The 14656-nt window shown below is 75.2% G+C and carries 12 protein-coding genes; 4 read left to right on the top strand and 8 right to left on the bottom strand.

Annotated elements, in window-relative coordinates; all coding sequences use genetic code 11:
* Positions 1-9: 9 nt before the first annotated feature.
* Entirely contained in the window at positions 10-573 is a 564-nt protein-coding gene (locus PYR72_RS41315) for a hemerythrin domain-containing protein (protein WP_275460037.1), read from the bottom strand.
* A 283-nt stretch (positions 574-856) separates the two neighbouring features.
* On the opposite strand from PYR72_RS41315, the gene PYR72_RS41310 reads away from it, so the two are divergent.
* Positions 857-2551, top strand: a complete 1695-nt coding sequence (locus PYR72_RS41310; protein ID WP_275460036.1) for a phospholipid carrier-dependent glycosyltransferase — start codon at positions 857-859, stop codon at positions 2549-2551.
* Positions 2552-2618: 67 nt separating this feature from the next.
* On the opposite strand, the gene PYR72_RS41305 is transcribed toward PYR72_RS41310, so the two are convergent.
* The 6 genes from PYR72_RS41305 to PYR72_RS41280 all read right to left on the bottom strand — a co-directional run bounded on the left by PYR72_RS41305 (position 2619) and on the right by PYR72_RS41280 (position 7691).
* Positions 2619-3197, bottom strand: coding sequence for a hypothetical protein (locus tag PYR72_RS41305; RefSeq protein WP_275460035.1), 579 nt, complete (start codon positions 3195-3197; stop codon positions 2619-2621).
* Positions 3194-4573 carry a hypothetical protein gene (locus PYR72_RS41300; protein WP_275460034.1) on the bottom strand — a complete coding sequence of 460 codons (1380 nt, stop codon included), beginning with the start codon at positions 4571-4573 and terminating at the stop codon, positions 3194-3196. The genes PYR72_RS41305 and PYR72_RS41300 overlap by 4 nt, the downstream gene beginning before the upstream one ends.
* Entirely contained in the window at positions 4570-5403 is an 834-nt protein-coding gene (locus PYR72_RS41295) for an ABC transporter ATP-binding protein (protein ID WP_275460033.1), read from the bottom strand. The genes PYR72_RS41300 and PYR72_RS41295 overlap by 4 nt, the downstream gene beginning before the upstream one ends.
* Positions 5400-6224: a zf-HC2 domain-containing protein gene (locus PYR72_RS41290; protein WP_275460032.1), complete on the bottom strand. Its 825-nt coding sequence runs from the start codon at positions 6222-6224 to the stop codon at positions 5400-5402. Before PYR72_RS41290 ends, PYR72_RS41295 begins: the two co-directional genes overlap by 4 nt.
* Positions 6221-6781: an RNA polymerase sigma factor gene (locus tag PYR72_RS41285; RefSeq protein ID WP_275460031.1), complete on the bottom strand. Its 561-nt coding sequence runs from the start codon at positions 6779-6781 to the stop codon at positions 6221-6223. Before PYR72_RS41285 ends, PYR72_RS41290 begins: the two co-directional genes overlap by 4 nt.
* A 442-nt stretch (positions 6782-7223) precedes the next feature.
* A complete protein-coding gene (locus PYR72_RS41280; RefSeq protein WP_013005472.1) occupies positions 7224-7691 on the bottom strand; it encodes a DUF5709 domain-containing protein in 468 nt (155 codons plus the stop codon).
* 134 nt (positions 7692-7825) lie between these two features.
* Between PYR72_RS41280 and PYR72_RS41275 the strand changes: the two genes are divergently transcribed.
* The 3 genes from PYR72_RS41275 (at position 7826) to PYR72_RS41265 (ending at position 11224) form a co-directional block, all read left to right on the top strand.
* Positions 7826-9112 carry a cytochrome P450 gene (locus tag PYR72_RS41275; protein ID WP_275460030.1) on the top strand — a complete coding sequence of 429 codons (1287 nt, stop codon included), beginning with the start codon at positions 7826-7828 and terminating at the stop codon, positions 9110-9112.
* Positions 9113-9190: 78 nt separating this feature from the next.
* Positions 9191-9955, top strand: coding sequence for an IclR family transcriptional regulator C-terminal domain-containing protein (locus PYR72_RS41270; protein ID WP_275460029.1), 765 nt, complete (start codon positions 9191-9193; stop codon positions 9953-9955).
* Between the two features lie 102 nt (positions 9956-10057).
* The gene (locus PYR72_RS41265; protein ID WP_275460028.1) at positions 10058-11224 is read left to right on the top strand and encodes a PP2C family protein-serine/threonine phosphatase; all 1167 of its coding nucleotides are present in this window, start codon (positions 10058-10060) and stop codon (positions 11222-11224) included.
* 31 nt (positions 11225-11255) lie between these two features.
* On the opposite strand, the gene PYR72_RS41260 is transcribed toward PYR72_RS41265, so the two are convergent.
* Positions 11256-14651 carry a hypothetical protein gene (locus PYR72_RS41260; RefSeq protein ID WP_275460027.1) on the bottom strand — a complete coding sequence of 1132 codons (3396 nt, stop codon included), beginning with the start codon at positions 14649-14651 and terminating at the stop codon, positions 11256-11258.
* Positions 14652-14656: the final 5 nt, after the last annotated feature.

Genomic DNA, 14656 nt, shown 5'->3' with positions numbered 1-14656 from the left:
GTACGGATGTCAGTCGTCCTTCCCCCGCCCGCTCAGCGCGTCGCGCATGCGGTCCACGAGGCCCATGCCGGGGGCGAGTAGCTTGTTGGCCGGAGGGGTGTCGGGGGCCGCCGGGTGGGGCCGGGTCGGCGCCGTCTTCTTGGCGGTGCGGACCTTGTCACCGAGGCTGTTCAGCGCCTCGGCCGAGCAGGACGCACGCAGCCGGGGGAAGAGGTTCTCCTCCTCGTCCCGGATGTGCGCCCTGATCTCGGTCATCAGCTGGGTGATCAGCAGATCGAAGTCCGGGTCGTCGGCCTCGCACCGCTCCAGGGCCTTCAGGGTGCGCTCGGCCTCGGCGTGGTCCTCCAGTTCCCGGTCGGCGATCGCGTCGCCGTCCGGGACGTGCTCCCGGACGGCCGGGTAGAGGTACGCCTCCTCGGCGACCGAGTGACGCACCAGTTCGATGGTCACCTTGTCCACGCACTCCTTGCGCCGGGGGTCCCCGGACGGCAGTGCCTCGATCTCACCGAACAACTCCTCCACCTCGCCGTGGTCCGTGGTCAGTTCGGCGATGACGTCTCCACCGTGTCCCATGTCTTTGGCTCCTCTCCTGAGCGCGATCCGTGCGCATGCGTCTGCGCATGGGTACCCGTCGGCCCGACAGGTCTTGCGACGGGACGCCGAGTACCCGCGAACGGCCCAGCCACGCGGGCCCGGACCTCGGATGATCTCGACCACGGCACGAAGGGGCCCCGGTGCCCACGGCCACTCATAGCGCGCCGGACCGGTCCTGCTAGCCTCCGGGCGCACCCCCGGTCCCGGCCTGAGGGCCACCGGCACGGATCCGCCCGCACTCCCGAAGGACGACTTCACCGCGATGCTCCACGGCACCCGTTCGACGACGGCGCCCCTCGGCCGGAACGACCGTCTGCGCCTGTTCGGGTACCCCGGACGCCCGCGCGGCGACACCCGTGAGCGCCTGGTGCCGCCCTTCCCGGAGCCGGCGACCCGGCTCTGGGAGAGGGTGGGGCTCGGTCCGGAGCCCGCGTACCGCGTCGCGCGGGCGATGGCGTGGCTGGGGCCGCTGCTCGTCGCCCTGCTGGCAGGAACGATTCGCTTCTGGCGTCTCGGCCGGCCGCACGAACTCGCCTTCGACGAGACCTATTACGCCAAGGACGCCTGGTCCCTGCTGCGGCTCGGCTACGAGGGCACCTGGCCGGACCGCAAGGTCGCCGACCCGCAGATCCTGGCCGACCCCCAGGTGATCTCCCTCTCGGGCACGGGGAGTTTCGTCGCCCACCCGCCGACGGGCAAGTGGGTCATCGCCGTGGGCGAGGGGATGTTCGGTCTCGACCCGTTCGGCTGGCGCTTCATGACGGCCCTGCTGGGCACGCTGTCGGTCCTGATGCTCTGCCGCGTGGGGCGCCGGCTGTTCCGTTCGACGTTCCTGGGCTGTCTGGCGGGCCTGCTGATGGCGGTGGACGGTCTGCACTACGTGATGAGCCGGACCGCCCTGCTGGACCTGGTCGTCATGTTCTTCGTGCTGGCGGCCTTCGCCTGCCTGCTGATCGACCGGGACCGGTCCCGGGCCCGGCTCGCGGCGGCGTTGCCGGTCGACGGGGACGGGCACGCCGGCCCGGACGCGGAGACCGGGGACCGTGCGGGGACCGGGTGGCGGCCGTGGCGTCTCGCGGCCGGTGTCTGTCTGGGGCTGGCCGCCTCGACCAAGTGGAACGGCCTGTACTTCCTGGCCTTCTTCATGGTCCTGACCGTGCTGTGGGACGTCGGCGCCCGCCGTGTCGCGGGGGCCCGCCACCCCTACCGGGCGGTGCTGCGCAAGGACCTCGGCCGGTCCGCGCTGTCCCTCGCCCCGGTGGCCGTGGTGACCTATGTGACGACGTGGACCGGCTGGTTCCTGTCGGACGGCGGTTACGGACGGCACTGGGCGGACGGCCGCGGCGGCGTGTGGTCGTGGATACCGGCCCCGCTGCGCAGTCTGTGGCACTACGAGGCGGCCGTGTACCGGTTCAACGTGAACCTGGACGCGTTCCACAAGTACGAGTCGAATCCGTGGAGTTGGCTGGTCCTCGGCCGCCCCGTGCTGTTCTCGTACCACTCCCCCGAACCCGGTGAGGCGGGCTGCCACGCGCTCACCGGCTGCTCGCAGGCCGTCGTCGCCCTCGGTACACCGCTGCTGTGGTGGTCGGCGTGCTGCGCGCTGGTGTACCTGCTCTTCCGGTGGGCGCTGCGCCGCGACTGGCGCGCGGGCGCCGTCCTGTGCGCCGTGGGCGCGGGCTATCTGCCGTGGTTCCTGTACCAGGACCGTACGACCTTCTCGTTCTACGCCGTCGTGTTCGTGCCGTACCTGTGTCTGGCCGTGGCGATGACGCTGGGCGCGCTGCTCGGTCCGCCGGGCGCGAGCGCGGAACGCCGCCACCGGGGCGCGGTGGCGGCGGGAACGCTCGTCCTGCTCATCGTGTGGAACTTCATCTACTTCTTCCCCGTCTACACGGGGACCACGATCCCGTATCCCGACTGGCAGACCAGGATGTGGCTCGACACCTGGATCTGACCGGTCCGAACGGGCGGGCGGGGCGGCCGGCCGTCCGACGGAGCGGGCGGCCCCGCCGCCGCAACCGCTACCGCCTCGGGCCCGCGAGGGCGTACGCCGCCGTGCCGGTGAGCGCGAGGGTCAGGGCCGTCCAGGTGGCCGCCGGGGTGCCGGGCGCGAGGAGCATCCAGCTCGCCGCCCGCGTGGGCAGGCCGGTCGGGGGCGGGGCGAGGACGCTGTAGGACAGCCAGGCCATCGGCGGGGTCCACGCGTACCGCGCCCCGAACAGCACCGCCCCGAGGGCGGCCAGGCCCGTCAGGCCGGCGCTGTCGCGGACGACGAACGCGGTCGTGACCCAGGAGTCCCCGCCGATCGTCCGCGCCGTGAGGAGCGCGGTGCCCGCGACCACCCCGATGAGCAGGACGTGTGCCGCCCGGCGGCGCCGCCAGGAGATCGCGGCCGTGCGGTCCAGCGCGAGATCCTGCCCGCCGAGCCCGATGGAGGCGGCCACCACCCCGGTGACGAGGACGAACACGGGCACCTTCGGATCGCCCGGCCCCCCGCCGCCGTCCCGGGCGAAGGTCCACACCAGCGCCGTGCCGATCACCAGCGCGGCGAGGGAGACCGGCACCTGCCGGGAGCGGGCGTACAGCGTCAGCCATCTCACCGGGACCCACCGCCGTCCAGTACGTCGAGCGGGTCGCCCTTGCAGGAGACGGCGGCGGAGTGCGCCGCCTTGACCCGTGCGACCTGTTCCGACCACGGCAGCGCCTTGAGTTCCCGCAGCACCGGGCGGGCCTCCCGCAGCTGTTCCCTCGGCGCGTGCACGGCTCCGTCGAAGGGTTTCAGTTCACCGAGGACCCAGCCGGCCGCGACGCTCTGGGCCGCGAGCTCGCCGAGCGTGCCGCTCTCGTTGGCGCTGCGGGCGAAGCAGACCGGCAGCATGCCCTGGCCGAGCAGGGCCCGGGTCATCGCCTCCCCCTTCGCCTCCGCGAAGACGCTGTCGTCGAAGTCGACGAGCACGGCCGTGCGGGACCGCTCCGGCGGGTCGAAGAGCGCCCGGGGAGCGGTGCTCTCCCGTACGGACGTCGGTGCCTGGTCGCCGAGGGCGTCCCGCAGCAGCCCGAGCGCCTTCTTCCCGGGCTTCGCGAGGTCGGCGAGGTGGTCCTGGTGCGCCTTCGCCACGCACACCCGGCCGTCGCACACGGGGGCCGCGGCGGCCTGGTCGACGACGTACGCCTTGCGCGCGTTCGCGGGAAAGAGCAGCAGGGCGATCACCGCACCCGCCAGGACGGGTGTCAGGGCGAGCAGGCGGGTGCGCCGGTTCGCGGCGAGCAGCAGCGCGAAGCCGGTCGCCGCCATGCCGAGCAGCCAGACGGTCTGGCCCAGGTGGACGCGGGCGGAGAGGGTGAGGAAGACGTCGCGCACGTCCTCCACCGCCGGCGACAGCAGCGTGGCCCGGCCGGGTGGCGCGGCGTCCGGCGTCATCGTGTCCATCGAGATCCGCAGGAGGTTGAGGAACACGAACGCGGCCACGGCCAGGGCGGGCGGGACCAGCGGGGAGGGCAGGCTGCGTCCGATCCCCATGCCGAGGAGGAACCCCGCGACGAGGGAGAGTCCGGCGACGAGCGAGATCGGCAGCCAGCCGAGATGCGTGTACGAGGTGTCGCCGGCCACCTGCACCGCGCCCTGGAGGACGATCAGCGTGAAGGCCGACACCAGCGTGATCGCCGTCGCGCCCGCGGTCGTCGCCGCCCGGTGCCGGGCGGGCCGCGGTGTGCTGGTCAGCAGCTCCGTCATCTTCGAACGGTGGTCGCGCAGCCCCTGGAGGGCACCGAGCGCCAGGGCGAGCGGCCACAGCAGGAACAGCAGGGAGCGGGTCCACAGGGCCATGGACGTCCACTGGGCCGTCCACATGGCCGTGCCCTTCCACCAGGGGCCGCTCAGCAGGTAGAGGAACGCCAGGGAGACGATCAGGGTCACGGCTCCGGCCCAGGGGGCGACGGAGCGTCTCAACTCGGTGCGCAGGACGCGGGTGTTCACCAGGAGCCCCTTTCCTGCCGGGGGTCGAGCAGGAGCGCCGAGTAGCCGCGCTCCAGCGGGCTGTCGCCCACGTGGTCGGGTCCGCCCGCCGCGGCCAGCTCGTCCGGGGTTCCCTGGAAGACCAGCCGGCCCTCGGCGAAGAGCACCACGTCGGTGCAGGCGGCGGCGACGTCCTCCACCAGATGGGTCGAGACGACCACACAGGTGTCCGTGCCCAGCTCCTGCAACAGCCGACGGAACCGCAGCCGTTGGGCCGGGTCCAGGCCGGCCGTGGGCTCGTCGAGGAGCAGGATCACCGGGTCGTTGACGATGGCCTGGGCGATCCCTACGCGTCGCACCATGCCGCCCGACAGGGACTTCATCCGGTCGTCGGCGCGGTCCGCGAGGCCCACCCGTTCGACCGCCCGTTGCACCGCCGCGGGGATGTCCGCCTCGGGGACCTCCTTCAGCCAGGCCATGTACTCGACGAACTCGCGTACCGTGAACCGCTTGTAGTAGCCGAACTCCTGCGGCAGGTAGCCGATGCGGCGGCGCAGCGCCCGGTGTTCACCGAGGCCACCCGCGGACTCGCCGAGCAGTTCGAGGGTTCCCCCGGCGGGGCGCAGCACGGTGGCCAGCGCCCGGATGAGGGTGGTCTTGCCGGCCCCGTTGGGTCCGAGCAGGCCGTGCACGCCGGTGCCGAGCGACAGGTCGAGTCCGTCGACCGCCATGCGTTTCCTGCCTGCCCGCACCTTCAGCCCCGTGGCCCGGATCTCCCAGGCGTAGGACGTCGGTGCGAGGTCGGCCGCGCTCACCGCGGACATCACGTGGTGTTCCTTCCGGTCGTTCATCGATGGGCTCCCAGCACGGTGTAGGCGCCCCTGCGGGCGATCACGACACCGATGCCTAGGGTGAGGATCAGCCCCCACACGGGCAGACCGTCGGTCTGCAGGGTGACGGGGGTACGGCTGGTGGCCAGAGCCGGTGCCACGACCACGGCCGCCCACACCGCGACCAGCGCGACGGCGGCCCGGGTCACCCCGACGACTCCGCCGAGCGCCAGGGTGGCCGAGGTGAACGCCAGGGACGGCAGCAGCCATTGGGCAGCCGTCACCCCGGTCGCCCAGCCGCCCGCCAGCAGGGCGGGGATGACGACGGCGAGCACGGACGCGGTGCGCCGCAGCACCAGCGGGAGTCCGGCCCTGGGCGCGGAGGCGGTCAGCTCGTACGCCGGGTCCAGGCCCCGTGACCACGAGGCCGCGACGCCCAGCACGGGCAGGACGGGGGCCAGCAGCAGCACCAGCGACACCTGGCCGGGGCCGGACTCGGTGTCGGCGGCGTCGAGCAGCAGCGCGAGCAGCGTCACGCTCGCGATCATGGCCAGCCACGGCGCGGTCGTGGGCGTCAGCCATCTGGCCGACCGCGCCGACCGGCGACGGCGCCGGGGCATGGTGGCGGTGGTGGCCAACCGGGGTTCGAGGGCGGACCAGACGGTGCCGACCACGGCCGTCACCTCGGGCGCGGTCGCCGTCACGGCGGCCGAGAGCCGGTCACGGCACTCCCGGCACCGCTCCAGATGGGCCTCCAGGGCCCATACGTCGTCGGCACCGAGGTCGGTGGCGCCGCGCGCGTAACCGTCGATGATCCGTGTCGAGGCGTGTTCGACGCTCATGCCAGGGCCCTCCGCATCTCGGTCCGGGCCCGGCGGGCGCGGGTCTTGACCGTGCCCTCGGGCACGCCGAGCAGGACCGAGGTCTCCCGGACGGACAGCCCGTCGAGCACCATGGCCTGCAGTACCTGTCTGAGTTCGGGCGCGAGGCGCCGCAGCGCGTCCCCGACGTCACCGCCGACGGTCGCGGCGAGCGCCTCCTCCTCGGCCGCGGGCGCCAGGGGCTGCCCGGCGGCCGCCGGCGGCGGTTCGGCGTGGTGGGCGCGGCGGCGGAACGCGTCGACGAGACGGCGCGCCGCGATGGTCCACAGCCAGCCGACGGCGGTCCCGCCGACCGCGGCCCCGGCGAACGCGCCCGCCGCGCGCCACACCGCCAGATACGTCTCCTGCATGACCTCGGCGACGATCTGCTCGTCGGCGCAGCGGCGCCGCAGCCGTACCGCGAGCCATGGCGCGGTGCGCCGGTACAGCTCCTCGAACGCCGCGCGGTCACCCCGGGCCACCAGCCGGACGAGGCGCTCCTCGTCCGGCTCCTCCGGTGCCTTCCTGACTGATCTCACACCCCCTAGACGCGGGGCCCGTGCGACGGGTTTTCGACCGGACGTGATCCGCGTCACGTCCCGGCGTCCAGCGGTGGCGGCGGGGTGTCCGCCGCGCGGAGCGGTATTTCGGGTGGGTGGCGAGGGGGTGTCCCGACCCGCTCCGGCCGGTGGGCCCGGCCCCAACCCCGGCCCCGGCCCCGGCCGGGGCCCTCGCCCGGTCGAGAGCGCCGTGGATGCCGTCGAGGGCGGAGGCGAGGGATCCGCCGCCGGTCATGCCGCACGCCGACCGGGAGCCGCCGTATGCGGCGCGGCCGCCGTACGGGCCCGGAATCTCCCGGTCCGGCCCGACCACCCGGCCCGCCGGCCCGGCTCACCCGGCCGCCCACCCGGCCACCCGCCCGCCCGGCCGGTCCTCGCGACCTCCCGTTCTCCGGTCGGCCCCCGCCCTCGATTGCCCCGGTCAGGGCAGCCGGTCGTCCGGGACGACGTGCATCGCCGCCTCCTCGGCGCCGGCCGCGCCGCCGTCGATGCCCTCGTCCTCGGCGACGAGTTCCTTGGTGGTGTCCGTCCGCACGCCCTCGTCGGGAGCGACCAGGCGGCCCGCGCGGTCCGTGCCGGCCTCCGGGTCCACCGGTTCGCCCTCGCCGCCCGGCAGGTCGCCGATCCCGTCGCCGGGCGGCACCTCCACGTCGGGGACCTCCTGCCGCAGCCGGTCGTCCAGGGACTCCCCCTCGTGCTGCTCGGCCGCCGTGGTGCCGCTCCGGGTGACGCCCAGGGGCTTCTCGGGCGGTGAGTAGCCCTCGTCCAGGATGTCGTCGTAGGTGCGCTCGTCGAGCGCGTCCTGGAGGTCCAGCGGCGAGGCGTCCTCCTGCTCCTCGTTGCCGCCGGTGGGCTGGTAGGCGTCGTCCGCCATGTTCTCGTCGGTCATGATCGCCTCCGGGGACGTCGGCTGATTGCTGTCGTCTGCGGAGTACCGGGTTCCCCCGGTGTGACACCTGCGGACCCGGTCGGCGCGCCGCGTCGCCGGGTTACCGGGGAGGCCGGGCGGGCACCCGGGTGGGCATGATGCCCAGTCGCCGCACCCCGCTCGTCGACAGTTCGCTCTCGTTGCTGGTCAGGGGCTACACCTGGCTGCCCGACCGCCGGCGCCGCACCACGGGTCCGCTGGTCCGGGCCCGGCTGACGGGCCGGCCCGCCGTGGCGCTGCGGGGCCCCGAGGCCGTGCGGTTCTTCTACGACGAACGGCATGTGGAACGGGCCTCGGCGCTGCCCGGCCCGGTGCTCGGCACCCTCTTCGGTCAGGGCGCCGTGCACACGCTGGACGGGCCGCCGCATCGCGTGCGCAAGGACCTGTTCCTGTCCCTGCTCACCGGTCCGAAGGCCGTGGCCGGCCTGGTGGAGCATGTCACCAGGGCCTGGGACGCGGCCGAGGCGTCCTGGCCGCACCGGCCCTCGGTCGTCCTGTTCGACGAGGCGAGCCGGGTGCTCGCCCTGGGCGTCTGCCGGTGGGCCGGGATTCCCCTGCACGACCGTGACGCCGACGGCGCGGCCCCGGCCGCCGACCTCGTCGCCATGGTCGACGGCTTCGCCTCGCCGGGGCCCCGGCACCGGCGGGCCCGCCGCGCCCGCGGCCGCCGTGAGGCGTGGCTGGCACGTCTGGTGTCGGACGTCCGCGAGGGCGCCGCCACGGCGCCCGCCGGCTCGGCGCTGGACGTCGTGGCCCGGCACGAGGACGCCGACGGCCTGCCCCTGGACCCGCACACCGCCGCGGTCGAACTGCTCAACCTGATCCGTCCCACCGTCGCCGTGTGCTGGTTCGTCGCCTACGCCGGGCACGCGCTGCACCTCAGGCCCGACGTACGGGAACGGCTGGCCGAGGCCGATCCGGAGTACGCGGTGGCGTTCGCCCACGAGGTGCGGCGCTTCTACCCGTTCGCCCCGTTCGTCGGCGGGCGGGCCGTCACCGACCTGGAGTGGAGGGGCGAGCCGATCCCGGCGGGCGCCCTGGTCCTGCTCGACCTGTACGGGCAGAACCACGATCCCGGCCGGTGGGACCTTCCGTACACCTTCGAACCCCAGCGGTTCCTGGAGCGCCCTCCCGGCCGCGACGACCTGGTACCGCAGGGCGGCGGCGACCGGGCGACCGGTCATCGCTGCCCCGGCGAGGACGTCACCGTCGCGCTGCTGCGGACCCTGGGGCCGCGGCTGGCCCGGCTGGAGTACGCCGTGCCCCCTCAGGACCTGCGGATCCCGCTGACGCGGATGCCGGCGCGGGTGCGCAGCGGCTTCGTCATGGAGTCCGTCCGCGTACCGGAACGGGTCCGGGCGACCGGGCGCAAGGCGGGGTGACGGCCCGGGGCCGAGCGCCGACGCCGCGCGGGGAGGGCGGCGCTTGCCCGGTCCGCGCTACCGGCGCACGCTGGTCCTATGGCTGAGCACGACGGCCCCGGCCCCACGCTCATCACGTCCGTCCAGCGCGCCTTCCGCCTGCTGGAGGCGGTGAGCGCGCACGAGAACGGCGCGCCGGCGAAGCAGCTGGCCCGCGAGACCGGACTGCCGCTGGCCACCGCCTATCACCTGCTGCGGACCCTGGTCCACGACGGCTACCTGCGCAAACTGGCCGACGGCGGCTTCGTCCTCGGCGACAAGGTGCAGGCGCTGCACACCACCGGACGGGGTCAGGCGCTGCTCAGCCGGGTCCGACCGACGCTCGCCGCGCTGCGGGACGAGCTGGCCAGCGCCGCCTACCTCACCTTCTACGAGGACGGCGAGATCCGGGTCGCCGAGATCGTGGACAGCCCTCGGGCACCCCGGGTCGATCTCTGGGTGGGTTTCGAGGACGCCGGGCACGCCACGGCGCTCGGCAAGTCGGTGCTGCGCGAGCTGGACGCGGACGCCCGCAGGGACTACCTGTCCCGGCACCACCTGGCCGACCTCACCCCGCGGACCATCACCGACGCCCCGGAGCTGCTCCGGCGGCTGGACTCCTCCCCCGTGGCCCCGGCCGTCACGGACCTGGAGGAGTACGCCCTCGGCACGGTCTGCATCGCGGTGCCCGTCTACAGCGGGGACACGCTCGGCTCGCTCGGCGTGTCGCTGCGTGCGGACCGGCTCTCCCGGCTGCCGGAGGTCCGGGCCCGGCTTCTTCCGATCGCGAGCCGGGTGACCAGGGGCCTGTCGCTCACTATCTGAAATCCATGTCCTTGTGGCGCCCGCACAGATCCCCTTTCCTGTTTAAAACGGACAATTCAGGAGCCGGGGGCTCCGCGCACAGGTGAGGATCGCGGGCGATACATGAGTCACACCCGAGAGCTTGGCGGCGACCACAGGCCGATGCCGACCCGCCCGTCCCGGACGCTCGCGTCCGGCACGGGCAGGGCGGCCCGCCAGCGGGTCGCCACACAGCTGGCCTCCGGTACACCCGCTCTGCCCGTGCTGATCGTCTCCGTGATCGTCTTCGTCGGCCTGGTCGGCGGCCCCGGGCTGACCTGGCTGCCGCTGCTCGCCGCGGGGCCCGCGCTGGCCGCCACCACCGGCGGGCCGCGCGGCGTGCTCTGTGTCGGCCTGCTCGCCGGAGTGCTGGGCACGATGCTCGGCGTGCGGGACGGCGCACCGGCCAGGGAGCTGGCCGCCGTGCTGTCCGCGCTCGTCGCCGTCTCCCTCGCGAGCGCCCTGGCCGGTGCCCTGCGCGGCCGGCGCGAGCGGGTGCTCGCGGCGGTCCGCTCGGTCGCCGAGGCCGCCCAGCACGCGCTGCTCCAGCCGGTACCGGCGACCGTCGGCCCGTTCCAGGTGGCCGTCCGCTACAGCGCCGCGGCGGCCGAGGCCCGCATCGGCGGCGACCTGTACGCCCTCATCCCCACCCCGTACGGGGTACGGCTGATCGTCGGCGACGTGCGCGGCAAGGGGCTGCCCGCCGTCGGGATCGCCGCCCTGGTGCTCGGCGTCTTCCGCGAGGCCGCGTACGAGGAGCCCGACCTCCTCGCCGTCGTCGACCGGATCGAGCGGAGCCTGGCCCGCAACCTCCGCAGCGACGACTTCGTGACCGCCGTCGTCGCCGGGCACCCCCGGCCGGGCATCCTGGAGCTGGTCAACTGCGGGCACGCGCCCCCGCTGCTGGTGCGCGGCTCGGACGTCGTACCGGTGGAGCCCGACTGTCCGGCCCCGCCGCTGGGGCTGCGCGCGCTCACGGGTGAGACACCCGGACTGCGGACCCTGCCCTTCGGGGACGAGGATCAGCTGCTGCTCTACACCGACGGTGTCACCGAGGCCCGCGACCGCGACCGCGCGTTCTATCCGCTCGCCGAGCGCCTGGCCCGCCATGTGTCCGACGAGCCGGCCCACACCCTCTCGGCGCTCCACGACGAACTGCTCACCCACGTGGGGGGCCGGCTCCACGACGACGCGGCACTGCTCCTGCTCCGTAAGCCGGCCGTCGCGGACGGGGCGGGTGCCCCCGGCTAGCCGGACCCGGCGCAGGCATCGGCTCGGGCGGTCATTCGCTGTCCGTCAGGATCGTGTACGCCTCGTGCCGGACGTCGGCGTGGGGGTGGCGGCGCAGCAGGCGCAGCAGCGCGCGCCACTCCTCGGGCCATCCGAGAGCGCTGCCCGTGGTCCGCACCAGACCGGTCGCCAGCAGGCCCTGCGCCGCCCCGCCGTCGTGGGCGAACCGGTCGGCGGCGGTCAGCAGGGCCTCGGCGGCGCGCGGATGCGCGTGGTGCGGGGAGAACGTCCGCAGGCGGCCTGCCGTGTGGACCGCGGTGGTGACCCCCGTGCCCTCCAGGGACGCCGCCAGGTGCCGCAGCCGTTCCAGCAGCACATCCGGCTCCAGGGTGTGATCGGCCGACTGGGCCAGCAGTTGGGCGCGTTCGGCCACGAGCAGGGGTTCCGGCGCCAGCTGGTCCGCGACCGCCTCCAGCAGCTCGGGCCGTACTCCCTCGACGTAGGCGAACGAGGCCAGGCTCCGCAGTCGCTGCAGTGCCGGAAGGTCCCGGTCCGGGAGCGCGTCGGCGCCGCCCTCCGGCGTGTGCAGCGCGGCCAGCAGCGCGGCCACCGTGTCGTGCAGGACGCTGCCCGGCGCGGCACCGCCCACGGGGTGCGGCAGTTCGGAGGCGGCCAGCTCACGCAGCACCCCTTCGGCGGACCGCCAGTGCGTCCGGTCCGTGAGATCACGGACGATCCCGGCGATCCGCACGGCCAGTTCGGGGGCGTGGCGGCACCACACCCCCAGGGCGCGCAGCACGGCGTAGCCACCCGCGTAGCCCTCGCTGCGCGCGAGGGCCGCGCCGTAGGTGCCGAGGATCACGGTGGCGTACGCGCGGCGGTGCGCCTCGGCCAACTCCCAGGGGCTGACGGCCAGGAGGGCGTCGTGGACGGTCCTGGCGTCGTCGTCGGCGACCTCGTCGAGCAGTCGCCATGCCTGCGGATCACCGAGCAGCGGCGGCAGGGCGCGGACGACGGCGGCCCGGACGTCCGGGTGCCGGTCGGGGGCGTGGAAGGTGCTCGCCAGCAGGGAGACCGCCTGCCGGGGCGGCAGGAAGCGGGCCGCGAGGCGTACGGCCTCCTTCCGGGCGGTGACCTTCGCGGGGCGCTCACCGGTCAGCAACGCGCCCAGGGCCAGGGCGAGTTCGGAGGGCGAGGTGAAGCGGGCGGCGCGTGCCGCCGCGTACACGGCGACCCTGGCCCGGTCGCCGCCCGCGTGTTCCAGCAGTGTCGCGAGGGTGTCCTGGGGGCGGTCGGCCCGGGGCAGCGCGCCGAGCGCGGCCTCGGCGACGACCACCTCCGGGTCGTCGGTGTGCGCGAGCGCCAGGGCCCGCCCGAACTCGGGGACCGCGGCCGCGCCCCGGATCAGGGCGGCCCGCTCGTCGAGCGGGAGCGAGTCGTCCGCGACCGCCCGCCCGGCCCGCCGGACCGCGGCCCGCTGCTGACGGGGCAGCCAGCGGTAACTGTCGTCGAGGTCGGGCAGGGGGCACCGGGCCCCGTCCGGCAGGAAGCGCCCGTACGGCGGGGACGCGTCGAGGAGGGGGCCCAGCAGATCGGTGCGCCGCCGGGCCAGCACGCGTCGCACGGGCGGGAGCACGACCGACGACGGTTCCAGGGCGACGATCCTTGCGACCCGTTCGTCGCGGGTCCGCGGTGCGGCCAGCCACAGCGCGGCGGCCGCCCGGAAGGTGTCGTCGTCGCCGCGCTCCAGAGCCGTGGCCAGGCAGTCCTGCAGTGCGGGCAGCCGCCGGGCGCGTGGTCCGAGGGCGGCGGCCAGGGCCAGGAGCAGCCGGAAGTCGGCCCGGTCCGCCCCGGCGTCGAGCCAGGGGCGCAGGGCGTCGAACAGCTCCCGCTCCTGGCCGCGCCGCAGGACGCGGTGGAGCGGGCCGAGGTCGGGTACGCCGACGCGGCGGGTGAGGCGTTCCAGGACGCGCAGGGCGCAGTCCCGCAGCTCCGCCTCGCCGTCGGTGGCGTGCTCGACGAACAGGCGTACGGCGAGGGTGCGCAGGGCCGTCGTCGTGTCCACCGAGGCGTCCCGCGCCTCCAGGGCATCGGTGGCGAGCGCGTCCAGCAGCGGGACGTGCTCGGGCCCGAAGACGCGCGGAGGCGTCTCGGCGAGCGCGCCGAGCGCGGCGGCGCGGACCGGGTCACGGTCGTTGCGCAGACGGCGTCCGGCGACGGTCAGCAGGTCGGAGACCGCCTCCCGGCTCCCGTCGAGGGCGGCGCAGGTCACGAACAGCGGCCAGGCCGTGGCCCGGTCGTCCGCGTCGGGCCGCCCGAGGGCGGCGACCAGCTCGGCGCGCGCCTCGTCGAAGGGACCGTGGGAGAGGGTGTCCAGGTCCTCCCACCAGTAGCCGGTGCCGTCGGACTCGGCCAGGGCACGGCGGACCTCCGCCCAGCGGCGCTCCCGGGGCAGCAGGGCGAGGGCGCCGAGCGCCACGTCCCCGTTCCGCACCCCCACGGCGACCGCGTCCACGAACGCGGCACGCCGGCCGGGTGCCAAGGCGTTCACCAGCGAGGCGAAGTGGGGACCGCGGTGGAGCCAGTGGCGGCCCAGCGCGATCAGCGACGCGGGCTCGGCCCGCACCAGCCGGCGCACCACCCCGGGCGGGGGCAGCGGCTCGTGGCGCTGTGCCCGCCGGCCGGGGGCGGCGATCCACGCGATCACGCGTTCGGCGTCGGCGTCGGCCAGGGGGCCGAGCGCCCTGACGAGCACGCGCGGCGGACTGCCGGGGCCGTACCGCTCCAGCAGGGTGAGCACCCGCTCGGGGCGCCGTGGCGCGAGGGCCGCGACCGTGGTGGCGTGCACGCGCCACCACTCGTCCCGCCGCTGCACACCGGCCCGGTCGGCCAGGGCCCGCTCGGCGTGGTCCAGGACCGGGTCGGGGTGCCGGACGGCGAGCCGCGTCCAGCCGTCGACGGCGTGGGACAGCGCGGGCAACTCCCGTGCCACGAACGGGGTGGAGCAGGCCGGCAGCAGCCGCGCGGCCTCGGCGTCACCCCATTCCGCGCGCAGGCGCGCCACCAGCCGTTCGGCGAGCGCGGTGCGGCCTCCGGAGGCGAGCAGCCGGGCCAGCCGCTGCCGCAGCACGGCAGGCGCGTCGTCGTAGGCCGCCTCCACCGCCTCGTCCGGGACGGGCAGTTCGCGCACGGCGCGCCGGGCGTAACCGGCGACCACCGGGTCCGGGTCGGCCAGCCGGGCCGCGAGGAACCCGGCGTCCCGTCCGACGAGCGCCGCCAGCGCCGCGAGCCGCCGCTCGTGGGGTCCGTGTCCGTCCAGCTCGGTCAGGAACGGGGCGAGCGACCCGGCGTCCGCGAGCCGGCGTGCGGTCCGCGCCGTCAGGGTCAGCCGGGCGGGGAACGGCAGGGGTTCGAGGGCGGCGAGCAGCTCCTCGGCGGCGGTCGGCATGCGCC

It is taken from the genome of Streptomyces sp. VNUA24 (genome assembly GCF_029167005.1).
Taxonomy (GTDB): Bacteria; Actinomycetota; Actinomycetes; order Streptomycetales; family Streptomycetaceae; genus Streptomyces; species Streptomyces scabiei.
Note: the sequence above shows the minus strand (reverse complement) of the source record. Positions and strands in the feature narration are given on the sequence as shown.

What these genes read in the sequence shown, in the direction of transcription:
- PYR72_RS41270 (WP_275460029.1), top strand. Translation starts at nt 9,191, where the DNA reads ATGGCTGAGCACGACGGCCCCGGCCCCACGCTCATCACGTCCGTCCAG.
- PYR72_RS41295 (WP_275460033.1), bottom strand. Translation starts at nt 5,403, where the DNA reads ATGAACGACCGGAAGGAACACCACGTGATGTCCGCGGTGAGCGCGGCC.
- PYR72_RS41265 (WP_275460028.1), top strand. Translation starts at nt 10,058, where the DNA reads ATGAGTCACACCCGAGAGCTTGGCGGCGACCACAGGCCGATGCCGACC.
- PYR72_RS41275 (WP_275460030.1), top strand. Translation starts at nt 7,826, where the DNA reads ATGATGCCCAGTCGCCGCACCCCGCTCGTCGACAGTTCGCTCTCGTTG.
- PYR72_RS41310 (WP_275460036.1), top strand. Translation starts at nt 857, where the DNA reads ATGCTCCACGGCACCCGTTCGACGACGGCGCCCCTCGGCCGGAACGAC.
- PYR72_RS41280 (WP_013005472.1), bottom strand. Translation starts at nt 7,691, where the DNA reads ATGACCGACGAGAACATGGCGGACGACGCCTACCAGCCCACCGGCGGC.
- PYR72_RS41290 (WP_275460032.1), bottom strand. Translation starts at nt 6,224, where the DNA reads ATGAGCGTCGAACACGCCTCGACACGGATCATCGACGGTTACGCGCGC.
- PYR72_RS41315 (WP_275460037.1), bottom strand. Translation starts at nt 573, where the DNA reads ATGGGACACGGTGGAGACGTCATCGCCGAACTGACCACGGACCACGGC.
- PYR72_RS41260 (WP_275460027.1), bottom strand. Translation starts at nt 14,651, where the DNA reads ATGCCGACCGCCGCCGAGGAGCTGCTCGCCGCCCTCGAACCCCTGCCG.